Origin of the sequence: Amycolatopsis sp. Poz14, assembly GCF_006704225.1 — a bacterium.
Lineage (GTDB): Bacteria > Actinomycetota > Actinomycetes > Mycobacteriales > Pseudonocardiaceae > Amycolatopsis > Amycolatopsis nivea.
On record NZ_JACLHD010000001.1, the window covers coordinates 8,765,534 to 8,789,566 of the forward strand.

The window sequence follows — 24,033 nt, forward strand, 5'->3', positions numbered from 1 at the left end:
CGCGTTCCGGGGCTTTTCCGGGAGGCGAGGTCTCGTGAGCGGCGATGCCGGTTCTCACCGGAATCAACGCTCACGAGGGCGCGCTTACCGCGTCGGCGGAGCGGCCTTCGTCGGAGCAGTCGGCGGAACCGGCGTCGGGGCCTTCGGAATCACCGCCGCGAACGGCACCCCGGCGTCCTCCCGGCAGTATCCGCGATAACCGTTGTAGCCGTTGACGTTCCCGTGGTCGTCCTGCACTCCCTCGACGACCTTCGGGCGCGGGAACTGGTTGTCCTGGCCGGTCATCTGGCTCGTGCCGGTGTCCTTCTCGCAGCCGTAGCGCGTGATGGTGAGCGGGCGGCCCCGGTCGTCGTACAGGTAGACGTTCTCGAGCGGTTTGCCGTTCGCGTCGAAGACGTACAGGTTGGTCAGTTCGTGCTGGCCGTAGCGCAGCGAGTCGTTGCCGTGGGAGTCCTGGTACATCGACGAGGTGTAGATCGGGGTGGAGTTCGACGAGTACGAGCGGTCGCGGACGAGGTTGACCGCCGCGCCGAGGCCGCCGAACGCGCTGCCCACCACGAACGCCGACACCGGAACCGCGATCCACAGCATCCGCCCGTCGGCCTTGGTGCGCGGGCCCGCCCACATCACCAGGCCCGCGCCGACCAGCAGCACCGGCAGCAGCAGGATCGCGTGCAGGTTCCGGACCATCAGCAGCAGCCCGAAGGCCAGCAGCGCGAACCCGCAGACCACCCACCACGCCGGCTTCAGCGAGTTGAGATACGTGAGCGCGCGGTCGGCCGACCGGTCCTCCCGCATCGACTTCACCATCGCCTTGGCGCGGACCACCTCCGGCAGCTCCCGCATCGCGTCGACGCCGCGGAGCAGCAGGAACGCCACGCTCACCGCGAAGACCGGGGCGAGCACGAGCATCCCGATCAGCACCTCGGCGTCGAAACGCACCGCGGCGGAGAACGCCACCAGCGCCGTCCCCGCCGCACTGAACAGCAAGCCCCACAGGGCAAGCCGCGGTCCGACCCGGCCCGGCTTCGCCGCCGGGAGCACCTCGGTCGCGGCTTCCGGAGCTGCCGGGGCGGGCGGGTAGCCGCCGGACGCCCGCAACTCGGCCGCGTAGCTCTCCGGGGTGCCGAGCCGCGCGACGAGGTCCTCGACCTTCGCCGCCGCCCCGAGTTCCGTCTCCATCTCGGCCAGCTGCGGCCGGACGTCCTCGAGCAGTTCCTCGATCTCGTTCGCGGGCAGATCCGCGAGCGCGGTGCGCACCCTCGACAGGTACGCCCGCGCGGCCGTCGGCTTGTCCGTGCTCATTGCTGCCTCTCCCCGATTCGTGCCGCGTTCCGCCTGTCCGCGCGGTCAGGCCCGCTCTTTCACCAAACTGTCCATAGTGGACGCGAAGCTGCGCCACGTGCGCGCCGATTCGGCGAGCCGCGCCCGGCCCCGCTCGTTCAAGCTGTAGTACTTGCGGTGCGGGCCTTCTTCGCTCGGAACCACATAGGACGTCAGCAACCCCGCCTTGTACAGCCGCCGCAGCGTGCCGTACACCGATGCGTCCCCGACCTCGCCCAGGCCGGCGACCCGAAGTCTTCGCAGCACGTCGTAGCCGTACCCGTCGTCGTCGCGCAGCACCGCGAGGACCGCCAGGTCCAGCACTCCCTTGAGCAGCTGACTGATCTCCACGGCGTTCCTTCCCCGGTGTTACGCGAGAGAAGGTACCACGCATAGCGCAGTAGTGTGCGCGGCGAGCGGCCATCCGGCGGTATCGCCGCCCATCCGGCCAGGTCAGCGGGAGACAAACGGTCAGGTATACGGCGTAGACCTCCTGGTCTACAGTGTAGACATGGCCGAGATCCCGACAGCCGAACGGCTCGCGTCGGCGGCGCGCGAGATCATCGCCGCCGAGGGCGCGGCGGCGGTCAGCATGCGCCGGGTCGCCGAAGCCGCCGGAGTCACCGCGATGGCGATCTACCGGCACTACGAGAACCGAGAGGTCCTGCTGCGCGCGGTCGCCGACGCCACCGGCCGCGAACTGGGCGCGGCGTGGAAAGACCCGGCCCCGGACGGCGACTGGTTCGACCGCTTCGACGCGCTGCTGGCCCGGTTCCTGGATTTCGCACTCGGCCAGCCGCACCTGTACCGCTTCCTGATGACCGACGACGGCGCCCAAGCCCGGCTCTACCCGGACGGTTTCCGCGAGCCCGGATCGCCGCCGTTCACCGCGCTGGTGCGCTTGATCGAAGAAGGCATGCGCGACGGCGTGCTGCGCGAGGACGATCCGCTCGAAGCCGCGCTGACCGTGAGCACGCAGACGCAAGGCATGGTGCTGCACTACCTCGCCGGCCGGATGGGGGTGGCGGAACCCGAGTTCCGCGCACTGTGCCGGCGTACTTCCCGGAGGATTTTCGATGGCCTCAGAACGTAATGCCCGCCCAGAGATCCGGGCCGCGCGCCCTCGGCCGACGGAGCTCCCGGAGGGTCTCCGATGACCTCAGACCCTCACGCCCGCCGAGAGATCCAGGCCGCGCGCCCTCGGCCAACGGAGCTCCCGGAGGGTCTCCGATGACCTCAGACCCTCACGCCCGCCGAGAGATCCAGGCCGCGCAACCTCGGCCAACGGAGCCCCAAGGATCTCCGATGACCTCGAAACCTCACGCCCGCTGGCACATCCCAGCCGCACTCCTGTCTTCGGCGGCGCTCTTCTACTTCGGCACCGGCCTCGCGCCGATCGCCGCGTTGACCTGGTTCGCGCCGTTTCCGGTGCTGCTGCTGGCAACCCGCGTCGGCGGATGGACCGCCGCGGGCACCGCGTTCGGCGCTTTCCTGCTCGGCACCGTGAATATGTGGGCCTACCAAGCACATTCCGGCGACGAACCGCTGTGGCCGTTCGGCGCCGCCATCGATGTCGGGATGTCGCTGGTGTTCACGTTCGCGGTCTGGCTTTTCTGGGCCTTGGCGCGCCGCCGCCGGACGCTGCTGGCCAGCCTGGCCGCCCCCGCGGCGTGGACTGCTCTCCTGTACCTGATCGCGACCTTGAACCCGATGGGAATGATGGGTTCCCTCGCCAACGACCAAGGCGACGCGCCGCTCGTACTGCAAACCGCGTCGTGGGCCGGAATGTGGGGCGTCGAGTTTTTGGTGCTGCTGCCCGCCTGTGCGGTCGCCGCGATGTGCGCACCCGGCGCTTCCCGACTGCGCACCGGTGTGGTCGCCGCAGTCATCGTGACGCTGTCCCTCGGCGGCGGTGCCCTACGCCTTTCCGGCACGGGCGGCCCGACGGTGCGGATGGCCGCAGTCACGCAAAACGCCGGCTACCACTGGGGTCCTGAACTCGGCACAGCTCGCGGCCGTGCCCTGGTGCAGGAGTACCTCGACCAGATCTCCGCCATGCCCGACGGCGTGCAGCTCATTGTCTTGCCGGAAGCCGCTTTCAGCGCCGAAGAAGAATGGCCCGCCGCACTGGTCGAGCCGATGCGACGCGCGGCAAAGGCCCGTGGTGCGGCGATCGTGGTCGGCTTCGAGTACTACGACCGCCCCGGCAAGCACAACTACGACTACGCACTGGCCTTCCCCGCTGACGGCTCGGCGCCCGCTCGCTACCTGAAGCATCACGACCTGGTGAGCCCGCCCGGCCGGGACCTGGTGTTCGTCCCCGGCACGAAGGTCCCGACCGGCTTGGTGATCTGCGGCGACACGACGTTCCCCTCCCCCAGCCGCGACTACGCCGCCGCCGGTTCGCGGATCCTCGCCATCCCCGCGGAACTGGCGGTCCCACCAGGCACCAACGACGAGGGCGGCTGGCAGCACACCCGCAACGCGCTGCTGCGAGGTGTCGAAAGTGGACAGTCGATAGCCCTCTCCGACGCGAACGGCAGCCTGATGCTGTCCGACGGCTACGGCCGCGTCCTCGGCGAAGCCCGCACCGGCGGCCCAGCCCCGTTCACGTCAGTCACCACCGACGTCCCCGCTGGCCCCGGCCAGACCTTCTACACCCGCTTCGGCGACTGGTTCGCGTGGCTCACGCTGGCGATGACCGCTGCTGGCTTGGTCTTCGCCCGACTCCGCGCTGCTAAGCGGCCCGCGCCCACCGCTGACACCGCGACGCGACCGGCAGCCTGACGCTGCCCGACGGCTACGCCCACGTCCTCGACTAGGCCCGCACCGGCGGCCACCGACGTTCCCGCCGATCCCGGCCAGACACTCCACACCCGCTTCGGCGACCGGTTCGCATGGCCCACACGCGCGACAACCCTTGCTGACTTGGCCTTCACCCGCCTCCGCGCGACTAAGCGGCCCGAGCCCGCCGCTGACACCGCGGGCACGAGAACGACGACCGGTTCATGAACGGCTCCCTCCGGATCGGCGACCCGCACCGACGGCACGGCATCCCTTCCTGGCCGTACGCGTCGAGCGAGCGCTCGAAATACCCAGACTGTCCGTTCACATTCACATAAAGCGCGTCGAACGACGTCCCGCCCGCGAGCAACGCCGCCGACATCACGTCACTGGCCGCGGACAACAGCGTTCGCCCTTGCGCGGCAGTGAGTTTCTCGGTCGGCCGGGACCAATGCAGCTTGGCCCGCCACAACGCCTCGTCGGCATAGATGTTGCCCACCCCGGACACCAACGTCTGGTCCAGCAGCGCACGCTTCACCTCGGTCCGCCGCGAGCGCAGTGCGCGCACCGCCGCCTCCGGATCGAACTTCGGGTCCATCGGGTCCCGGGCGATGTGCGCGATTGTGCCGGGCAGGCTGTCGCCGTCGACCTCGACCAGTTCGTCCAGCGCCAGCCCGCCGAACGTGCGCTGGTCGACGAACCGCAGTTCCGGTCCGTCGTCGGCGAACCGGACCCGGACGCGCAGGTGTTTCTCGTCCGGCGCGTCCTCGGGCTGCACCAGCATCTGGCCGCTCATGCCGAGATGCGCCAGCACCGCCTCGCCGTCGGACAGTTCCAGCCACAGGTATTTGCCGCGCCGCCGGGCGGCTTCGATCGTGACTCCGGCGAGCCGTCCGGTGAAGTCGGCGGCTCCCTGGGCGTGCCGCCGGATGGCGCGGTCGTGCAGCACCTCGACGGCCCGGACGGTACGGCCGGCGACGTGCGCTTCGAGACCGGCGCGGACGGTCTCGACCTCGGGTAGTTCGGGCATGCGCTCATTCTGCCCGGCACCACCGACAAAAAACGGGGCCGGTCGACCTAGGTCGACCGGCCCCGGGAAGAGTGCGACGCGTCAGCTCGCGTCGTCGCCCGTGCCGAGTTCCTCCGACAGGGCCCGCCAGGCGGTCTCCGCGGCCTTCTGCTCGGCTTCCTTCTTCGTGGTGCCGTTGCCTTCGCCCAGCGCACGGCCAGCCACCAGCACGGTGGCGGTGAATTCCTTGCGGTGGTCGGGACCGCTGTCCTCGACGCGGTACTCGGGCACGCCGAGTCCCCCGGAGGCGGTCAGCTCCTGCAGGCTGGTCTTCCAGTCGAGGCCTGCCCCGCGCAGCGGAGCCTCGGCCAGCAACCCGTCGAAGAGGTGGTGCACGAGCTTGCGCGCGACCTCGATGCCGTGCGCGAGGTACGTGGCGCCGATGACGGCTTCGAGACCGTCGGCGAGGATGCTCGCCTTGTCCCGGCCGCCGGTGAGCTCTTCGCCCTTGCCCAGCAGCAGATGCGCCCCGAGCCCGCCCTCGCCGAGCCCGCGCGCGACGCCGGCCAGCGCGTGCATGTTGACGACGCTGGCGCGCAGCTTCGCGAGCTGACCCTCGGGCAGGTCGGGGTGGGTGGTGTAGAGGTGGTCGGTGACGACGAGGCCGAGCACCGCGTCTCCGAGGAACTCCAGTCGCTCGTTCGGCGGCAGGCCGCCGTGCTCGTACGCATACGAGCGGTGCGTGAGCGAAAGACGGAGCAGCTCGGGGTCGAGAACGACCCCGAGCGCCTCGAGCAACGATGCGGGATCGGCCGCGGGTCCTCCGACGGGCTTACCCCCCATGGTCGGCTGCCCGCTCAGGCGGGCTCGACGACCTGGCGGCCGTTGTGCTGGCCGCAAGCCGGGCAAGCGACGTGCTGGATTTTCGGCTGGCGGCAGGCGCGGTTGGAGCAGGGCACCAGCTGAACCGGAGCCGCCTTCCACTGGCTGCGGCGGGAGCGCGTGTTGGATCGCGACATCTTCCGCTTCGGGACGGCCACGAGTAGATCTCCTTCAAACGGTCTGCTCGCGGATGCGAGCGAACTTACTTCTCCCGGATCGAGCTGGACGCTCGTCAGGCTTGCTCTCCGGAGCCGTGCGCAGGCTTTTCGCCCGCGTTCTCGTCGAATCGCTCGACCAGCGCGGCCCACCGAGGATCTATCTTCTCATGCCCGTGTCCGGGCTCGAGATCGGCCCACTTGACGCCGCATTCGATGCACAGACCCGGGCAGTCCTCGCGGCACAGCGGGGCGAGCGGGAGCGCCAGCACCACGGCGTCGCGGACGGTCGGCTCGAGGTCGATCCGGTCGTCGACCAGGCGGGGGATCTCGTCCTCGTCGGTGGTCTCCTCGGTGGCCGAGCCCGGGTAGGCGAACAGCTCGGTGAGGTCGACCTCGACGTCCTCGGTGACCGGGTCGAGGCAGCGCGAGCACTCGCCGGTGGCGACCGCCGAGGCGGTGCCGGTGACGAGGACGCCCTCGACGACGGATTCGAGCATCAGGTCGAGCTCGACCGGCTCGCCTTCGCGGATTTCGAGCACGCCGGGGACGCCGAGCGAGGTCGGCACGGGCGCGCTGCGGCGCAACTCCCGGCTGAGTCCCGCGCGGCGGCCGAGCTCACGGGTGTCGACCACCCACGGGCTGCGGTCGTCGAACTGCGCGGGGCGGGGGTTCTGGGCAGGGTTTTCGGACATCGCCTACCAGCGTACGCAGCGCCCGCAACCTCGTTAGAGCTGGCCGGGGCTAGTGCGCGGTGAAGCCGGTTCCGACCGGCATCCGCACCTGCAAGGCTCACCCCGCCGGGCGCGCATTCAGCCGGTTCCGCCAAGCGCCACCGCGGGTCAGACCTGGTAGTCGTACAACGTCGAGCGCCCCCCGCCATGGCCGGTCGAGGGCGAGCGCAAGTGGTTGCGGCCCGAGTCGACGGTGCGCAGCGTGGTGGCCAGCAACTCGGAGAACTCGGCCAGTTTGCCGTCCACGTACGCGTCGCAGTGCGCGGCCGGTCGCGCCAAGCGCCGCCGCGAGTCAGACCTGGTAGTCGTACAGCGTCGAGCGACCGCCGCCATGGCCGGTCGAGGGCGAGCGCAGGTGGTTACGGCCCGAGTCGACGGTGCGCAGCGTGGTCGCCAGCAGCTCGGAGAACTCCGCCAGCTTGCCGTCCACGTACGCGTCGCAATCGGCGCGCTGGCGGTCGGCTTCGGCGTGCGCCTCGTCGACGATCCGCGCGGACTCGGCGTGCGCGGCCTGCACGACCTCGGTCTGCGAGACGAGCCGGGCCTGTTCGGCGCGGGCGTCCTCGATCGCGCGGTCGTAGGCGTCGCGGCCGGCCTGGATCATCCGCTCGGATTCGGCGCGGGACCGTTCGGTGAGGTTCTGGTACTCGGCCTGCCCGCCCGCGACCATGCGCTCGGCCTCGTTGTGCGCGTCGCCCAGCATCTGCTCGGCGCGGGCGCGCGCGTCGGCGAGGATGCGCTCGGCCTCGGACGTGGCGTCCGACACCGTCCGCTCGGCTTCCTCGTTCGCGCTCGAGACGGTCTCCCCCGCCTCCTTGCGCGCGGCAAGCAGCAGGTCGTCGCGCTTGTCGAGCACGTCCTGCGCGTCGTCCACTTCGCCGGGAAGCGCGTCGCGGACGTCGTCGAGCAGCTCGAGGACGTCGCCGCGGGGCACCACGCAGCTGGACGTCATGGGAACCCCACGGGCCTCTTCGACGATCGTGACGAGCTCGTCGAGTGCCTCGAAAACCCGGTACACGGCCACTCCCTCAAGCAGTTTCCCCGATCACTGGCTTCCAGTCTGCCCGCTTCGCAGCCTGAACCGGTGAACGAGCACCCGACCGGGCGTGTCCTGGTGCGCACGGGAAGGGGCGGCCTCACTCGTCGGTGAGACCGCCCCTCCCGAACCAGCGTCAGCTGTTGAGATCGATCTTCTTGAAGGTGGCGTAGTGGTCCGGCGTGTAGACGAGCTCGCCGCCCTTGCCGGAGATCACGCGGTCTTCCGAGCCGACGTCGTACAGCGTGTAGTAGCCGGCGTCGCACGCGGGCAGGACGCCCTCGCGGTTCTCGTAGGTCGTGCCGTCGTTGAGGGTGCCCTCACGGACGCCGTCGACGACCTTCTTGGCGTCGGCGGACAGCGTCGAGTAGCCGACCGGGCTCAGCTTCGACAGGTCGCCGCACTTCGTCGGCGTGCTGCCGCCGTCGATGTCGATGACCTGGAAGGACTCGTAGTGGTCGCCGGTGTAGAAGTACTCGCCGCCCTGGCCGGTCACGATCCGGCGGGTGCCGCGGTTGCTCGAACCGGGCGTGGGCACGGTGTACTCGTGGTAGTAGCTCGACGCGCAGGAGGGCAGGATCCCCTCGCGGTTGGTGAAGACGACGCCGTCGTTCTTCGGGTACGGGAACGGCCCGTTCGTCTGGATGAGCTTGTAGGTGTCAGTCGCCTGCGCGGGCAGCGCCGACAGCTTGACGTGCGTGAAGCCGGACAGATCCCCGCAGGAGTTCTGCTTCGGCTGCACGGACGCCGGAGCCGCCGGGGACAGCGGGACGGCCTCCGCGGCCGTGCCGAACCCCAGGAAACCGACCAGCAGTGCGAAAAGGACACCGACTATGCGGCTGCGGTTGTTGGTCATTTTCGGACGGTAACCCGGACGGGTGGTCTGCAGAATGACGCGAGGTGAACAGCTTCGGGCCGCGGCCGAAGTCCCGACGAAGGCAGTAATCCGTTCAGGCTAAATCGGCCGCTGGACTGGCCTTCCGGCCGGACGCGGTGCTCAGTCCCGCTTGGCGTAGACCGCGACGAGGCGTTCGTAGACCACCGGCGGCACCAGGTTCTCGATGTCGCCGCCGAGCGCCGCGATCTCCTTGACCAGCGAGCTGGACACGAAGCCGTACGCCGGGTTGTTGGCCATCAGCAGCGTTTCGAGGCCGGTGAGCTCGCGGTTCATCTGGGCCATCTGCAGCTCGTAGTCGAAGTCGCTGACCGAGCGCAGGCCCTTCGCGACCGCGGCGATGTCGTTCTCGCGGCAGTAGTCCACGAGCAGGCCCTGCCACGAATCGACGCGCACGTTCGGCAGTTTCGCGGTGATCTCGCGCAGGATCTCCATGCGTTCCTCGACGCTGAAGAGGCCCTTCTTGCTCTTGTTCACCCCCACGGCGACGACAACCTCGTCGAAGAGCGCCGAAGCCCGCTCGATGATGTCGAGATGTCCGTTGGTGGCCGGATCGTAAGAGCCGGGACAGACCGCACGCCGCATGGCGCGGACGCTATCAAGCCCCGCCGTCGCGCGCGCTCTCGTGACGACTGCGTCACACCTCAGATGAGCTGTCGTACTCAGCCCAGTACAGCGCCGTGTCGCCGTAGCGCTTGTCGCGAAGCGGCTTGAAGGTCGACGGCCAGTCCGGAGCACCGTCGCGCGCAGCGCGTTCGATCACTGCCAACGCGCCTTCGGTGAGCCAGCCGCCACTGTGTAGCGAAGCGAGCACTGTGCCCAGCGAAGCAGCGTCGACCGCGTACGGCGGATCTGCCAGCACCACGTCGAACTGCACCGTCGCAGGCGCGGCGACCACTGTCTCCACTTGTTCAGCTCGCACCGTGCCGCCCAGCCGCAGCTCGGCGACGTTGCCGCGAAGCACGTCCGCGGCCCGACGGTCGGCTTCCACGAACCACGCGTCCGCGGCGCCGCGCGAAAGCGCTTCGAGACCGAGCGCGCCCGAGCCGGCGTAGAGGTCGAGCACGCGAGCTCCGTCCAGCTCACCGGCCACTTCGAGGGCGTTGAACAGTGCTTCCCGCACCCGCTCCGACGTCGGGCGGGTGCCTTTGGGCGGCACCTTCAGCCGCCGTCCGCCCGCCTTCCCCGCCACGATCCTCGTCACCCGGCCATCTTCGCCCAAGGTCGCGATGTGGCGTTGGGCAGGACTTGCCGAACCCGCGCGCGCGGGCGCGTAGAGTCGTCCTTCGCCCTTCAGAGGCGCGTTGATGGAGTTCAAGGGAGCGTTGCGTGTCGGAACCCCGGGTGAGACGGGCTGAGATCGCCGTCGAGCAGGCACACGTCGACCGGGTCTACACGCGGCTCGCCGAGCTGCGGACCCAGGCCGAGGCGATGCGGGCCAAGGGCTACGAGCTGGGCCAGGGCGCACAGCGCGAAGCGATCTTCGAGCAGGCGTCGATGCTGTTCGAGCGCGACATGATGGTCTACCACGCGAACCAGACCCTGCAGACGCTCGACGCCGAGTACGAGGGACTGGTCTTCGGCAGGCTCGACCACCTCGACCGCGAGCACATCTACGTGGGCCGGCTCGGGATCCGCGACACCGAGTTCGACAACCTGGTCACCGACTGGCGCGCGCCCGCCGCCGCCGCGTTCTACCAGGCCACCGCCGAAGAGCCGATGGACGTCGTGCGCCGCCGGGTGATCCGCTGCTCCGGGCAGACGGTGCTGGACGTGGACGACGACGTGCTGATCGCCGACGCCGTCCCCGAGGACATGCAGATCGTCGGCGAGGGCGCGCTGATGGCCGCGCTCGGCCGCTCGCGCGGCGAGAAGATGCGCGACATCGTGGCGACGATCCAGAAGGAACAGGACGACGTCATCCGGGCGCCGTGGCGCGGTGTCACCGAGATCACCGGCGGGCCGGGCACCGGCAAGACCGCCGTCGCGCTGCACCGTGCCGCGTACCTGCTGTACCGGCACCGCCGTCAGCTCGGCGGCGCGGGCGTTCTCGTGATCGGTCCTTCGGGCGTCTTCACCACGTACATCTCGCGCGTGTTGCCGTCGATGGGCGAAACGAACGTAGAGCTGCGCGCGCTCGGCGAAGTCCTCGACGGTCTCGAAGCGACTCGACAGGACACGGCCGCGCTGGCCGCGATCAAGGGTTCGCTTCGGATGCGAAAGGTGCTTCTGCGCGCGTTGCGCGACACCCCGCCCGAAGCGCCGACGGAGTTGAAGATCGTCTATCGCGGCGAAGTACTGAAGCTCACCGCGCGCGAGTTGGAGAAGGTTCGGCGCAAGGCGCACACGCAGGGCGCGCCGCCGAACCGGTCGCGCGTACGCGTGGCAGAGCTGCTGCTGGCCGCGTTGGCGGACAAGGCCGAGGAGTACGCGAAGGCGGACGGCAAGGAGATTGACCGCGCGGAGCTGATCAACGATCTCGGCGAGCGCATCGACTTCCACCGGTTCCTGGTGGTGTGGTGGCCGGTGCTGTACCCAGCGCAGGTGCTCAAGTGGCTGGGCAACGAGAAGCGGATGGCCGCCGCGTCGAAGGGCATCTTGAACCGCACCGAGATCAGCCTGCTGTCGGCCGATTTCGCGGACCGTTCGCGCGGCTGGTCGGTCGCCGACGTCGCGTTGCTGGACGAGCTGCGCGTGCTGGTCGGTCCGGAGCCGAAGCGCCGCCGTCGCCAGACCGTCGTCGAGGTGGCCCCGGAGCGCGGCAGTTCCGGCGGCGCGCCGCACCGTCCGGAGCACTACGACGAGTACTCGCACGTGGTCGTCGACGAATCTCAGGACCTTTCGCCGATGCAGTGGCGGATGATCGGCCGTCGCGGCAAGTACGCGAGCTGGACCGTCGTGGGCGACCCGGTGCAGAGTTCGTGGCCGGATCCGGACGAGGCGGCGCAGGCGCGCGACCAGGCGTTCGGCGTGAAGACCACGCGACGGCGCTTCACGCTCCGCACGAACTACCGGAACTCGGCGGAGATCTTCGACCTGGCGGCGAAGGTCGTGGCAGGCCACGCGCAGGCCGACGAACTGCCCAAGGCCGTGCGCACCACCGGAATCGAGCCGGAAGTCCGGCCGGTCGACCAGGCGGCGCTGGCGACGGCGACGCAGACCGCGGCGAAGGAACTGCTCGGCGCGGTCGAGGGCACGGTCGGGGTGATCACCGCCATGGACCGCGTCGAAGAGGTCGAAGGCTGGCTCGCCGGGCAGACCGACGAGCGGCTCAAGGTCGTCGGGTCCCTCGATTCGAAGGGCCTCGAATACGACGCGGTCGTGCTGGTCGAGCCGATGGACCTGGTCACCGAGTCCTCGACCGGGCGGCGCGTGCTGTACGTCGCGCTCACCCGCGCGACCCAGCAGCTGATCGTGCTCGCCTCGAACCCGGATTGGCTGCCGCACGCGTAGGCGGGAAGGGAATCGCGGCCGCGTGCGTTACGGCTGTACGTGACCTCCCTGCCTGACGTGCCGCTGTCCGTGCTCGACCTCTCCCCCGTTTCCGAAGGGAAGGGGGTCGGCGAGGCGCTGCGCAACACCCTCGATCTCGCCCGCAACGCCGAGCGGCTGGGCTATCACCGGTACTGGCTCGCCGAGCACCACAACATGCCGGGCATCGCCAGCTCGGCCACGGCGGTGCTGATCGGGCACGTCGCGGACGCCACCGAGAGCATCCGCGTCGGGTCCGGCGGGATCATGCTGCCGAACCACGCGCCGCTCGTGGTGGCCGAGCAGTTCGGCACGCTGGAGGCGTTCCACCCGGGCCGGATCGACCTGGGCATCGGCCGCGCGCCGGGCACCGACCAGCGCACCGCACTCGCGCTGCGCGGGCCGGGCGGGCTGTCCGCGGAGAACTTCCCCGAGCACCTGATGGAGCTGATCAGCTACTTCGAGCCGGACGCGGCGCGCGGCGTCAACGCGGTCACCGCCGAGGGCAACAAGCCGCCGGTGTGGCTGCTCGGCTCGTCCGGCTTCAGCGCGCAGCTGGCCGGACGGCTCGGGCTGCCGTTCTCCTTCGCGCACCACTTCGCGGCGGAGAACACGCTGCCGGCGGTGCGGCTGTACCGGGAGAACTTCCAGCCGTCCGAGGTGCTTTCCGAGCCGTACGTGATGCTGGGCGTGCAGGTGATCGCCGCCGAGACCGACGAGCGCGCGGAGTACCTGGCCGGGCCGAGCGGGCTGACCTTCCTGAGCCTGCGCCGCGGCCGCCCCATCGCGCTGCCGACGCCGGAGGACGCCGCCGAGTACCCGTACACCGAAATGGACCGCGCGTTCCTCGCCGAGCGGTTCGGGTCGAGCATCGTCGGCGGTCCGGAGAGCGTCCGCAAGGGACTGGACCAGCTGCTGGCCGACACCGACGCGAACGAGCTGATGATCACCACGATGGTGCACGGGCACGAGGACCGGGTGCGTTCGTACGAGATCGTCGCGGATCTCAAGCGCTGATGGAGGTCTTCGACTGGCACGGCCAGCAGGTGCGGTGGTCCCGGCAGGGTTCGGGGCCGCCGCTCGTGTTCTGTCACGGCACGCCGTGGTCGTCGAAGCTGTGGGAGCCGATCGCGTCGACGTTCGCGGCGGACTTCACCGTGTACCTGTGGGACATGCCGGGCTACGGCAGTTCCACCATGGCCGAGGGACAGGACGTCTCGCTGGCCGCGCAAGGCGAGACGTTCGCCGCGCTGCTGGACCATTGGGGGCTCGAAGAGCCGGACGTGGTGGCGCACGACTACGGCGGTGCGGTCAGCCTGCGCGCGTTTCTGTTGCACGGAGCTGCTTACCGATCGCTGGCGCTGGTGGACGTCGTCGCGCTGGCCCCGTGGGGTTCGGAATTCTTCCGTCTGGTGGCGGAGAACGCGGCCGTGTTCGCGCAACTGCCGCCTAATCTGCACGAGGCGCTGGTGCGGGAGTACATCGCCGGCGCCGCGCATCGTCCGTTGTCCGCCGAAGCGCACGAGATGCTTGTCGCACCGTGGCTCGGCGAAGCTGGGCAGGCCGCCTTTTACCGGCAGATCGCGCAGGCCGATCAGCGGTACACCGACGAAATCGAGCCGCGCTACCGCGACGTCAGCGTGCCCACGCTCGTCGTGTGGGGCACCGAGGACACCTGGATCCCGGTCGATCGCGCACACCGGCTCGCCGGGGCGATCCCGGGCGCCGGACTGGAATTGGTCCGTTCGGCCGGACACCTCATCCAACTCGACGCACCCGAGGCGCTGACCGCTTCGCTGCACCGCTGGCTCGCGCGCTGAAATACCCGGAAACCGCCGCACCGGTTTTTATTTTCCGGCACTGACAACCGCATTCCCGGCAGTTGTCACAACCGCACAAGAATTCGGCGGTTACTGCGCCGTGACCCCGGATGCCGGGGCAAGTTCTTGTCTGCGGGCAAGGCCCTCGTTAGCGTACTGACCAGTAACGAAACCGCACGGTAACCCCGCCGCAGTTTCCGCACCGGACCGGTCCGCCATTCGGACCAGCATCGGAACGGGCGTTCGGCGGGCATTCCGCCGTGCCCGGAAATTGCTGGGAGGTCGGGCGATGGCGTTTCCCGGTGCCGCGGCACTGCACCAGACCGGCCGGCTTTACGCGCTGGGGCTCGACGTCGTCCGGCTGACGTTCCGCCGCCCGTTCCAGTTCCGCGAACTCGTGCAGCAGTTCTGGTTCATCGCGAGCGTGTCGATCCTGCCGACCGCGCTGGTGTCGATCCCGTTCGGCGCGGTGATCGCGCTGCACATCGGGTCGCTGACCACGCAGATCGGCGCGCAGTCGTTCACCGGCGCGGCGAGCGTGCTCGCGATCATCCAGCAGGCCAGCCCGATCGTGACCGCGCTGCTGATCGCGGGCGCGGGCGGCAGCGCGATGTGCGCCGACCTCGGTTCCCGCACCATCCGCGAGGAAATCGACGCGATGGAGGTGCTGGGGGTTTCGCCGATCCAGCGGCTGATCGTGCCGCGAGTGCTGGCCGCGATGGGCGTGGCGGTGTTCCTCAACGGCATGGTCAGCGTGGTCGGCGTGCTCGGCGGCTACTTCTTCAACGTGATCATGCAGGGCGGCACCCCGGGCGCGTACCTGGCGAGTTTCTCCGCGCTGGCGCAACTGCCGGACCTGTGGATCAGCGAGATCAAGGCGCTGCTGTTCGGGTTCGTCGCCGCGGTCGTCGCGTCGTATCGCGGACTGAACCCGCGCGGCGGGCCGAAGGGCGTCGGCGACGCGGTGAACCAGTCCGTCGTGATCACGTTCCTGCTGCTGTTCGTGCTGAACCTGGTCCTCACCACGGTCTACCTCCAGCTCGTGCCGCCGAAGGGAAGCTGATGGCCACCCCGACTCCGACGCGCGTGCTCGAGGCCATCGACCGCAGGCTGGGCTTCCTCGACACCCTCGGCGACCAGATCCTGTTCTTCCTGCGCGCGCTCGGCTGGGTGCCGCGCGCGGTGCGCCGGTACCTGCGCGAGATCGTCCGGCTGCTGGCCGAGGTGAGCTTCGGCAGCGGCGCGCTCGCGGTGATCGGCGGGACCATCGGCGTGATGGTCGGGATGACCGTCGCGACCGGGACTGTTGTTGGGCTGCAAGGGTATTCGGCGCTGAACCAAGTGGGCACGTCGGCGTTCGCCGGGTTCATTTCGGCGTACTTCAACACCCGCGAGATCGCGCCTTTGGTGGCTGGGCTGGCGTTGTCGGCGACGGTCGGCTGCGGGTTCACCGCGCAGCTGGGCGCGATGCGGATCTCGGAGGAGATCGACGCGCTCGAGGTGATGGGCATCCCGAGCGTGCCGTATCTGGTGACCACGCGGGTGATCGCCGGGTTCATCGCGGTGATTCCGCTGTACGCGGTGGGCCTGTTGTCGTCGTATCTCGCGTCGCGGCAGGTCACGGTGTGGGGCTTCGGGCAGTCGGCGGGCACGTACGACCATTACTTCCTGCTGTTCCTGCCGCCCGGCGACGTGCTGTGGTCGTTCGGGAAAGTGCTGATCTTCAGCGTCGTCGTGGTGCTCGCGCATTGTTATTACGGCTTCCGCGCGAGCGGCGGCCCGGCCGGCGTCGGTGTCGCGGTCGGCCGGGCGGTGCGGACGGCGATCGTCGCGATCAGCGTGCTGGACTTCTTCCTCAGCCTCGCGATCTGGGGCGCGACGACGACCGTGCAGGTGGCCGGATGAACCGGCGCTGGCACAAGACCCGAGTCCGCACCGCCGGGGTGCTGTTCCTGGCGGCGCTCTCGGCGTTCGTGCTGCTCACGGTGAAGATCTACAACAAGGACTTCACCACGACGGTCCCGGTGACGCTGCAAGCCGACCGCGTCGGCAACCAGCTGCGAGCGGGCGGGCAGGTGAAGGCGCGCGGCGTCGTGGTCGGCGAGATCCGCGGCGTGCGCGCGATCCGCAGCGGTGCGGAGATCTCGCTCGCGCTGGATCCGGAGCAGGTGAAATGGCTGCCGGTCAACGTGTCCGCGTTGCTGGTGCCCAAGACCCTGTTCGGCGAACGGTACGTCCAACTGTCCATTCCGGACACCGGCCGGAAGCGCCCGTTGCAAGCCGGAGACGTGATCTCGCAGGACCGGTCGGCGAACGCGATCGAACTGGAGCGCGTCTTCGACAACCTGCTCCCGGTGCTGAAGGCCGTGCAGCCGCAGAAACTGGCCACCACTCTGACCGCGGTTTCCACTGCCCTGCAAGGCCGCGGCGAACAGCTGGGCCAGACGTTGGCGACCGCGTCGGACTACCTGCGGCGGTTCAACCCGAACCTGCCGCAGCTCGACCGAAACGTGCGCGACCTCGCCACCGTCACCCAGATGTACGGCGACATCGCACCCGATCTGCTCGACGCGCTCACCGATTCGTCGGTCACCCTCGGCACGATCAACGCCAAGCGCACAGACCTCGGCTCGCTGTATCAGCAGGTGACCACGTCGTCGCAGGACCTCACGACGTTCCTGCGGCAGAACCGGAACAACATCATCGCGTTGTCCGCGGACAGCCGCCGTCCGCTCGAAATCGGTGCTAAGTACTCCCCCAGCTTCCCTTGCACTCTACAGGCGCTCACCGACTTAAAACCGTCGATGGACAAGGTCCTCGGCGCCGGAACAAAAGAGCCTGGGCTGCACGTCGAGGTCACCGTGTCCAAGTCGCGCGGGAAATACGTGCCGGGCAAGGACGACCCGGCGTACACCGAGAAGACCGGCCCGCGCTGCTACCCGAGCGGGGTGACGCCGACCGCGGGCACTCCGGCGACCGTGCCGTCGACCGGCGACCTCGGCATCGCGAATTCCCCGCAGGAGCAGCAGTTCCTGGGCCCGTTGCTCGCGCCCCAGCTGGGGATTTCGACCGCTGACGTGCCGATGTGGAGCAGCGTCCTGGTCGGCCCGCTCTATCGCGGAACGGAGGTGACGGCGAAGTGAGAAACCTTGCCGCTCCCCTGGTCAAAAGCCTGATCTTCATCCTGGTCACCGTGCTCGCGACGGTCGTTCTCGCGTTGTCGATCACCGGCGGCTCGGTCGGCGGGAGCCAGCGGTACGGGGCCACTTTCGTCGACGCCACCGCGCTGAATGTCGGCGACGACGTGCGGATTTCCGGGGTGAAGGTCGGGCAGATCGAAGGCCTCGACGTCGTCGACCAGAACCGCGCGCACGTCAGCTTCTCGCTGGAAGACGGCCGCACGGTGCCCGCCAACGTGACCGCGGTGATCAAGTACCGCAACATGGTCGGCCAGCGCTATCTCGCTTTGGAACGTCCCCGCGACCCGGCCGGAGTGTTGCCGTCCGGCGGCGAAATCCCGCTGGACCGCACGACTCCGGCGCTCGACCTGACCGACCTGTTCAACGGCTTCAAACCGCTCTTCCAGGCCCTCTCGCCGAAGGACGTCAACGACCTGTCCGGCGAGATTGTCCAAGTGCTGCAAGGAGAAGGCGGCACGGTGACGGAACTGCTGCAGCACACCGGATCGCTCACCAGCACGCTCGCCAGCCGCGACCAGGTCATCGGCGAGGTGATCGGCAACCTGAACTCGGTGCTGAAAACCGTGAACGGCAAGGGAGATTCGCTCGCGACGCTGGTTTCGACGCTGCGCCAGCTCGTGTCCGGGCTCGCCGAGGACCGCACGGCGATCGGCGACGCGGTGTCCGGGCTGGCCGAGCTGACGCAGTCCACCAGTGGGCTGCTCACCGAGATCCGGCCCGGGCTCAAGGACAGCATCTCCGGTCTCGACGCGCTGACCCGGAACCTGAACAAGGGGGAGGCCGACGTGGACAAGGCACTGACCACGCTGCCCAAGAAGATGGACCGCATCGGCACGCTCGGGTCGTACGGCTCGTGGATGAACTTCTATCTGTGCAAAGCCGTCCTGGAGACGTCGCCGCCGCGCGGCGTCGCGGAGACCGCGGCGAGGTGTGGCGCGTGAAGTCGTTCAGGGAGCGCAATCCGCTCGTGCTGGGCGTCGTCGGCAGCCTCGCGCTGGCCGCGGTGCTCACCGGCACGCTGAACTACAACCGCCTGCCGTTCCTCGGCGGCACCACCTACCAGGCCGAATTCAGCGAGGCCGCCGGGCTGCAGGCGGACGACGAGGTGCGGATCGCCGGGATCAAGGTCGGCGAAGTGTCCCAGGTGGACCTGGACGACGACCACGTGCTGGTCAGCTTCCGGGTCAAGAACGCCTGGATCGGCAACCGGACGTCGGCGCAGATCAAGATCAAGACGTTGCTGGGCCGCAAGTTCCTGGCCCTCGACCCGGCCGGGCGGGCGGAGCAGAACCCGGACCAGCCGATCCCGCGCGACCGCACGGTGACCCCGTACGACGTCACCGACGCGTTCAACGGCCTCGCCGACACCGCGGGCGCGATCGACACGAAGCAGCTCGCGACCAGCTTCTCGACGATCAGCGACACCTTCCGCAACTCGCCGCAGCACGTCCGCACCGCGCTGGACGGGCTGAGCGCGCTGTCGAAAACGATCTCCTCGCGCGACAACGAGATCTCCGAACTGCTGGCCAACGCGCGCAAACTGACCACCACGATCGCCAATTCCAACGACGACTTCGAGAAACTCGTCAAGGACGGCGACCTGCTGCTCACCGAACTGGACCACCGCCGCGACGCGATCCACCAGCTGCTCGTCGGCACCCAGCAGCTCGCGAAGCAGCTCTCCGGGCTCGTCGCGGACAACACCGCGCAGCTCGCTCCGGCGTTGCAGCAGCTCGACCGCGTGACCGATCTGCTGCAACGGCAGGACGAGAACCTCGCGCAGAGCCTCAAGCTTGCCGGGCCGTACTTCCGCGTGCTGACCAACACCGCCGGCAACGGCCGCTGGATCGACAGCTACCTGTGCGGCCTCCTGCCGGAGAACCGCGATCCGTGCACCCCGCCGAAGGAAGGCGCGAAATGACCACGCGCGCATACCGTTTCGTCGTCTTCCTGCTGGTCATGGCCTTGGTGGTCTGCGGCGTCCTGTGGTGGGTGTTCTCCGGGTCCGGCCGATACCGCGTCACGGCGTACTTTTCGCGGGCCGTCGGCGTCTACAGCGGCTCCGACGTCCGGGTGCTCGGGGTGAAGGTCGGCGAGGTCACCGCGGTCCTTCCGCAGGGCGGCCAGGTTCGTGTCGACTTATCGGTAGATCCGCACATCCCCGTCGCCGCCGACACCACCGCGCTGGTCATCGCGCCGAGCGTGGTCGCCGACCGCTACGTCCAACTGGGCAAACTCGCCCGGGGCGGCCCACGTTTAGCCGACGGCGCGGTGATCGGTACTGCCCGCACGGGCACGCCAGTGGAGCTGGACCAGCTGTATTCGAGCCTGGACACGCTGAGCAAGGCGCTCGGCCCGAACGGCGCGAACTCGCACGGCGCGCTGTCCGATCTCCTCCGCACCGGCGCGGCGAACCTGGACGGCAACGGCAAGGCGTTCAACACGTCCGTCCGCGACTTCGCCCGCCTCGCCCGCACCCTGGCGGGCAACTCCCAGGACCTGTTCGGAACCGTCGACGAACTGCAGAAGTTCACCACCATGCTCGCCACGAACGACCGCCAGGTCGCCGACGTGAACCAGCAGTTGGCGAAGGTGTCGGCCACCTTGGCGGAGAACCGCGGCGAACTGTCCGACGCGTTGCGCTCGCTCGGCGGCGCGCTGGCTTCGGTCCAGGGCTTCATCCGGGACAACCGGGCCGCGATCAAGTCCAATGTGGACAAGCTGGCCAAGACGACGCAGACGCTGGTCGACCAACGCGCGTCGCTGGCCGAAGCGCTGGACGTCGCGCCGCTGGCCGCGCAGAACGTGCTGAACGCGGTCGATCCGGAAACCGGACGTCTGCAAGGCCGCGCTGACCTGCTGGATTACCTGCCGTTCCCGACGACGGACGCGGCCGTGACGGGAGGTGGCCAATGAAGGCGCGAAGGCTCTTCCTGGCGCTGGCGGTGAGCACGCTGGCCGGCTGCGCCGCACCCGGCGGCTTCCGGGGCGTCTACGACCTCCCGCTGCCCGGCGGCGCGGACCTAGGCGCGCATCCGTACGAGGTCACCGTCCAGTTCGCCGACGTCCTGGACCTGGTGCCGCAAGCCGCGGTGAAGGTGGACGACGTCCCGGTCGGGCGCGTTCAATCGATCCGCCTGGGCGCGGACGGCTGGACCGCCGAAACCGTCCTGGCGGTGAACGGCGACGTCCACCTGCCCGCGAATGCCGTCGCCCGACTGCGGCAATCGTCGCTGCTGGGCGAGAAGTTCGTGGAACTGGCCGCGCCGGTCGCGTCCCCTTCTGGGCAGCTGGGCGACAAGGCGGTCATCCCGGTGTCGCGAACCAACCGGAACCCGGAGTTCGAGGAGATCTTCGGCGCACTGTCGCTGCTGCTCAACGGGGGCGGGATCGGGCAGCTGCAAACGATCAACCGCGAACTGACGAAGGCCATGGACGGCAACGAGGAGGAGATCCGCAGCTTCCTGTCCGGGGTCAACCAGCTGATGACGAACCTCGACGCGCACCGCCGCGACATCACCGCCGCACTGGACGGCCTCAACCACCTGTCGGCGTCGCTGGCCGACCGGAACCAGCAGATCGCCGACGCCCTCACCGACCTGACCCCCGGCCTGAAGACCCTCACCGACCAGCGACCGCAGCTGGTGACCATGCTGCAATCGCTGGACCAACTGTCCACAGTGGCCACTGATGTCACGAACAAGAGCCGCGACGACCTGGCCGCCGACCTGCGCGCACTCGCGCCCATCCTGCGCCGCCTGGCCGATGCGGGGCAGAACCTGCCGAAGGCGCTGGAAATCCTGCCCTCGTTCCCCTTCACCGACCCCGTCCTGGACGCGATCAAGGGCGACTACCTGAACGTCTACGCCACGGTCACGCCCGGTGCCGGTGTCCCGCTGCCGCCGCCGGGTCAAGGCGTCCCGCCCGGCCTTCCGACGCTGCCTCCCCCTTCCGGGGGCCAGTGATGCTCACCAGACGGATCCGGATCCAGGTCATCGCCTTCGTGATAGTCGCGCTGGCCGCGACTTCGTTCGTCGGCGCGAAATACGCCGGGATCGCGCGTCTTTTCGGAGCCGGGACCTACACCGTGCACCTGGAACTTTCCGAAGGCGGCGGCATCTTCACCAACGGCGAGGTCACCTACCGAGGCGTGGCAGTCGGTCGGATCGGCCAACTACACCTGACCGAACACGGCATGGAAGCGGACCTGTTGCTGGACACCTCCGCCCCGCAGATCCCCTCGAACGCCCGCGCAATCGTCGCGAACCGCTCCGCCGTCGGCGAGCAATACGTCGACCTGCAACCGACCACCGACCGGGGTCCCTATCTGGAGGACGGCAGCGTCATCCCCCGGAGCTCCACCACCCTGCCCCTTCCCGTGCAGACCTTCTTGTCCGACGTGGACTCGCTAACGTCGTCGGTCCCGACCGAGGACCTGCGCACCGTGGTCAACGAACTGGACAACGCCCTGCAAGGCAGCGGCCCAGACCTGCAGTTGCTGATGGACACCGCGAGATCCTTCACCGATTCCGCCTCCGCCCACCTGCCCCAAACCACAAAACTCCTCGACGACGGCTCGACAGTCCTGAAAACGCAAGCCGCGTCCTCAACCGCGTGGCGCGACTTCAGCCGCAACGCCCACCTGTTCGCCTCGCAACTAGCGTCGTCGGACGGTGACCTGCGCCAGCTGATCGCGACCGCCCCACCGGCTGCTACCCAGGTGACGGGCTTGCTGCGCGACAACAGCCCCGGCCTCCCCATCCTGATGGCCAACCTTTTGACGACAGCCGACGTCTTCAGCGCCCGAACGGACGGCCTGGAACAGTTGCTGGTGACGCTGCCGAAAACCGTAGCCGCAACGTCGTCGGCCATCACCCCCGAGAGCGGACGGCTGTCACTGGCCCTGACGTTCTTCGACCCGCCGCCGTGCCGGAAAGGCTACGAGAGCACGAAGATCCGCAGCAGCGCCGAACTGCCGGTGCTCCCGTTCAACACCTCGGCGGCCTGCACGCTGCCCGCCGGAGACCCGTCGTCGGTGCGCGGCTCCCAACACGCACCACACCCCGGAGTCCCAGAGCCCGCCCACCCAGGCGGCCTCCCCGCGGCGGCTGCGGGACTTCCGACGTCGACTGATCTGGAGGAGATGCTGTGGCTACGCCGGGGAAACTGACGGCCTCGCCGGACGAGGCTTCCTCCGTCGACGACGCTTTGCTGCCTGACGCGGAGTCTTCGCTTGTCGCCGACTCGTCGACCGACACAACCTCCTCCGATTTGCTGCCTGACGCGGAGTCCTCACGCGTCGCCGACTCCGCGACCGACACAACCGCGTCCCCCACGACCGCAAAATCCCCTCGCATGCGGACGTGGGCCGCCGGAATCGCCCTGACCGCAGCCGCCGCTTTCGCCGCCTGGTCAGCCTGGTCGTGGCACGCCGCCGCGACCGATCCCGCCTCGACCGCAGGCGCGACCCGCGACGAAGCCGTCACCGCTGGCCGCACCCTGATCACCACGGTCACCACCTTCGACCCCCAACACCGCGACCAAACCCTGACCCACTGGCAATCCGCGACGACCGGCTCTCTCCAGTCGACCCTGCCAAGCAACGTCCCGCCCGACGGCTCCGCCACCACAGGCCACGTCCTCGACGCCGGACTCTCCGACCTAGACGCCGACGCCGGTACCGCGAAACTCCTGGCCTCCGTGGAAATCACCGTCACCAAAGACGGCACCGCACAGCCCATCCGCCGCACCCGCCTGGCCGCGACGATGACCCGCACAGCTTCCGGCTGGAAACTCAGCTCACTGGAGCAACTGGGGGTGGCGGGGTCATGAAGCTCTCCCTGCACCGGCGGAAGCCACGCACCGAACCCGCTGACTTCGCTGCGGCCGCAACCGACTCCGCGCCGCCGAGCGCTGTTGCTGCCGATTCCGCGCAGCCGCATGCAGCAGGCACCGACCAGCCACCAGCCGAATCCGCCCAGCCACTCGCGAACCCCGCCCAAGCCTCGGCCACCAACCAGCGAACCACCGCGGCAACCATTCAGCCAGCACACATCACCACTCACCCACCCTCCCCCGCGACCGCCACCTCCTCCCGCACCGACTCAACTCCCCACACCACAACAACCTCCGATCCCCACCAACCACCCGCCGACACCGAACCCGCCGAACATCCCGCTCGCGACCCCAATGCCGGGCATCCCCGCAACACCCGCCTCCTCGCTCTCCTCCTGTCCTTGACCGTCCTGCTCACCGCCGTCGGCGTCTGGTGCACCGTCGAAGCCCGCTCCACCAGCGCGTCCGCCGCCGCATCGAACCGCGCGCTGACCGATCAGCCCGCGACCGCCGCGGTCACCTCCGCCATCAGCCTCACCCTCAACAAGATCTTCTCCTACACCTACGACAAAACCGACGCCACCGAGAACGCCGCCGCCACCCTGCTCCGCGGCCACGCCCGCGATTCCTACGAAAAACTCTTCGCCCAAGTCCGCACGATGGCCCCGAGCCAACGCCTGACTCTCACCTCCCGCGTCTCCGCCGCCTCCGTCCAGCAGCTTACGAACGATCACGCACAGTTGCTCGTTTTCCTCGACCAGTCCGCCACGAGGGGGAATTCCGCCACTCCCGAGACAGCCGCCGCACAACTGGCCGTCACCGCTGAGCGCATTGACGGAAACTGGTTCGTCACCGATCTAGCTCCCCGATGAAATTCTGTTTCCTCACC

25 protein-coding genes and 1 pseudogene are annotated in these 24,033 nt (G+C 69.0%); 15 read left to right on the forward strand and 11 right to left on the reverse strand.

The window, feature by feature from the left end:
- Positions 1-84 precede the first annotated feature (84 nt).
- A complete protein-coding gene (locus FKO37_RS40770; RefSeq protein ID WP_037811645.1) occupies positions 85-1,305 on the reverse strand; it encodes a hypothetical protein in 1,221 nt (406 codons plus the stop codon).
- Positions 1,306-1,350: 45 nt separating this feature from the next.
- Positions 1,351-1,674 carry a PadR family transcriptional regulator gene (locus FKO37_RS40775; RefSeq protein WP_134665495.1) on the reverse strand — a complete coding sequence of 108 codons (324 nt, stop codon included), beginning with the start codon at positions 1,672-1,674 and terminating at the stop codon, positions 1,351-1,353.
- 160 nt (positions 1,675-1,834) lie between these two features.
- Here FKO37_RS40775 and FKO37_RS40780 point away from each other — a divergent pair, with 160 nt between their 5' ends.
- The gene (locus FKO37_RS40780; protein WP_238607871.1) at positions 1,835-2,416 is read left to right on the forward strand and encodes a TetR/AcrR family transcriptional regulator; all 582 of its coding nucleotides are present in this window, start codon (positions 1,835-1,837) and stop codon (positions 2,414-2,416) included.
- A gap of 212 nt (positions 2,417-2,628) precedes the next feature.
- Positions 2,629-4,110: a nitrilase-related carbon-nitrogen hydrolase gene (locus tag FKO37_RS40785; RefSeq protein ID WP_238607872.1), complete on the forward strand. Its 1,482-nt coding sequence runs from the start codon at positions 2,629-2,631 to the stop codon at positions 4,108-4,110.
- Positions 4,111-4,276: 166 nt separating this feature from the next.
- Here FKO37_RS40785 and mutM read toward each other — a convergent pair whose 3' ends face one another.
- From mutM to rsmD, 9 genes and pseudogenes are all read right to left on the reverse strand, one after another.
- Positions 4,277-5,137, reverse strand: coding sequence for a bifunctional DNA-formamidopyrimidine glycosylase/DNA-(apurinic or apyrimidinic site) lyase (gene mutM / locus FKO37_RS40790; protein ID WP_043835378.1), 861 nt, complete (start codon positions 5,135-5,137; stop codon positions 4,277-4,279).
- 81 nt (positions 5,138-5,218) lie between these two features.
- Positions 5,219-5,959 (reverse strand): ribonuclease III, encoded by a 741-nt coding sequence (gene rnc / locus FKO37_RS40795; RefSeq protein ID WP_182892148.1) that lies wholly within the window; start codon positions 5,957-5,959, stop codon positions 5,219-5,221.
- A gap of 14 nt (positions 5,960-5,973) precedes the next feature.
- A complete protein-coding gene (gene rpmF, locus FKO37_RS40800; protein ID WP_009074209.1) occupies positions 5,974-6,156 on the reverse strand; it encodes a 50S ribosomal protein L32 in 183 nt (60 codons plus the stop codon).
- 74 nt (positions 6,157-6,230) lie between these two features.
- Positions 6,231-6,848: a DUF177 domain-containing protein gene (locus FKO37_RS40805; protein WP_238607873.1), complete on the reverse strand. Its 618-nt coding sequence runs from the start codon at positions 6,846-6,848 to the stop codon at positions 6,231-6,233.
- 147 nt (positions 6,849-6,995) lie between these two features.
- A pseudogene (locus FKO37_RS40810) lies at positions 6,996-7,145 on the reverse strand (DivIVA domain-containing protein); the annotation flags it as partial.
- A 34-nt stretch (positions 7,146-7,179) separates the two neighbouring features.
- Positions 7,180-7,905 (reverse strand): DivIVA domain-containing protein, encoded by a 726-nt coding sequence (locus FKO37_RS40815; RefSeq protein WP_037812104.1) that lies wholly within the window; start codon positions 7,903-7,905, stop codon positions 7,180-7,182.
- A 154-nt stretch (positions 7,906-8,059) separates the two neighbouring features.
- Positions 8,060-8,779, reverse strand: coding sequence for a ribonuclease domain-containing protein (locus FKO37_RS40820; protein ID WP_037811656.1), 720 nt, complete (start codon positions 8,777-8,779; stop codon positions 8,060-8,062).
- Positions 8,780-8,920: 141 nt separating this feature from the next.
- On the reverse strand, positions 8,921-9,403 hold the full coding sequence (gene coaD / locus FKO37_RS40825; protein ID WP_037811658.1) for a pantetheine-phosphate adenylyltransferase: 483 nt from the start codon (positions 9,401-9,403) through the stop codon (positions 8,921-8,923).
- A gap of 52 nt (positions 9,404-9,455) precedes the next feature.
- Positions 9,456-10,022, reverse strand: a complete 567-nt coding sequence (gene rsmD / locus FKO37_RS40830) for a 16S rRNA (guanine(966)-N(2))-methyltransferase RsmD (protein ID WP_238607874.1) — start codon at positions 10,020-10,022, stop codon at positions 9,456-9,458.
- Between the two features lie 125 nt (positions 10,023-10,147).
- Between rsmD and FKO37_RS40835 the strand changes: the two genes are divergently transcribed.
- From FKO37_RS40835 to FKO37_RS40895, 13 genes are all read left to right on the forward strand, one after another.
- A complete protein-coding gene (locus FKO37_RS40835; RefSeq protein WP_037811662.1) occupies positions 10,148-12,271 on the forward strand; it encodes an AAA family ATPase in 2,124 nt (707 codons plus the stop codon).
- Between the two features lie 39 nt (positions 12,272-12,310).
- On the forward strand, positions 12,311-13,306 hold the full coding sequence (locus FKO37_RS40840; RefSeq protein WP_205673051.1) for an LLM class flavin-dependent oxidoreductase: 996 nt from the start codon (positions 12,311-12,313) through the stop codon (positions 13,304-13,306).
- The gene (locus FKO37_RS40845) at positions 13,306-14,109 is read left to right on the forward strand and encodes an alpha/beta fold hydrolase (RefSeq protein ID WP_238607875.1); all 804 of its coding nucleotides are present in this window, start codon (positions 13,306-13,308) and stop codon (positions 14,107-14,109) included. Before FKO37_RS40840 ends, FKO37_RS40845 begins: the two co-directional genes overlap by 1 nt.
- Before the next feature lie 289 nt (positions 14,110-14,398).
- Complete coding sequence (locus FKO37_RS40850; RefSeq protein WP_037811666.1) at positions 14,399-15,172, forward strand: ABC transporter permease; 774 nt, start codon at positions 14,399-14,401, stop codon at positions 15,170-15,172.
- Positions 15,172-16,014, forward strand: a complete 843-nt coding sequence (locus FKO37_RS40855) for an ABC transporter permease (protein ID WP_037712855.1) — start codon at positions 15,172-15,174, stop codon at positions 16,012-16,014. The genes FKO37_RS40850 and FKO37_RS40855 overlap by 1 nt, the downstream gene beginning before the upstream one ends.
- Entirely contained in the window at positions 16,011-17,252 is a 1,242-nt protein-coding gene (locus tag FKO37_RS40860) for an MCE family protein (protein ID WP_238607876.1), read from the forward strand. The genes FKO37_RS40855 and FKO37_RS40860 overlap by 4 nt, the downstream gene beginning before the upstream one ends.
- Positions 17,249-18,250, forward strand: coding sequence for an MCE family protein (locus FKO37_RS40865; protein ID WP_037811670.1), 1,002 nt, complete (start codon positions 17,249-17,251; stop codon positions 18,248-18,250). Before FKO37_RS40860 ends, FKO37_RS40865 begins: the two co-directional genes overlap by 4 nt.
- Positions 18,247-19,230: an MCE family protein gene (locus tag FKO37_RS40870; RefSeq protein WP_238607877.1), complete on the forward strand. Its 984-nt coding sequence runs from the start codon at positions 18,247-18,249 to the stop codon at positions 19,228-19,230. Before FKO37_RS40865 ends, FKO37_RS40870 begins: the two co-directional genes overlap by 4 nt.
- A complete protein-coding gene (locus FKO37_RS40875; RefSeq protein WP_238607878.1) occupies positions 19,227-20,225 on the forward strand; it encodes an MCE family protein in 999 nt (332 codons plus the stop codon). The genes FKO37_RS40870 and FKO37_RS40875 overlap by 4 nt, the downstream gene beginning before the upstream one ends.
- Positions 20,222-21,274, forward strand: coding sequence for an MCE family protein (locus FKO37_RS40880; protein WP_037811674.1), 1,053 nt, complete (start codon positions 20,222-20,224; stop codon positions 21,272-21,274). Before FKO37_RS40875 ends, FKO37_RS40880 begins: the two co-directional genes overlap by 4 nt.
- Positions 21,274-22,479 (forward strand): MCE family protein, encoded by a 1,206-nt coding sequence (locus tag FKO37_RS40885; protein WP_238607879.1) that lies wholly within the window; start codon positions 21,274-21,276, stop codon positions 22,477-22,479. Before FKO37_RS40880 ends, FKO37_RS40885 begins: the two co-directional genes overlap by 1 nt.
- A gap of 185 nt (positions 22,480-22,664) precedes the next feature.
- Positions 22,665-23,141, forward strand: coding sequence for a hypothetical protein (locus FKO37_RS40890; protein WP_238607880.1), 477 nt, complete (start codon positions 22,665-22,667; stop codon positions 23,139-23,141).
- Positions 23,138-24,016: a hypothetical protein gene (locus FKO37_RS40895; RefSeq protein WP_238607881.1), complete on the forward strand. Its 879-nt coding sequence runs from the start codon at positions 23,138-23,140 to the stop codon at positions 24,014-24,016. The genes FKO37_RS40890 and FKO37_RS40895 overlap by 4 nt, the downstream gene beginning before the upstream one ends.
- The last annotated feature ends 17 nt before the right edge of the window (positions 24,017-24,033 follow it).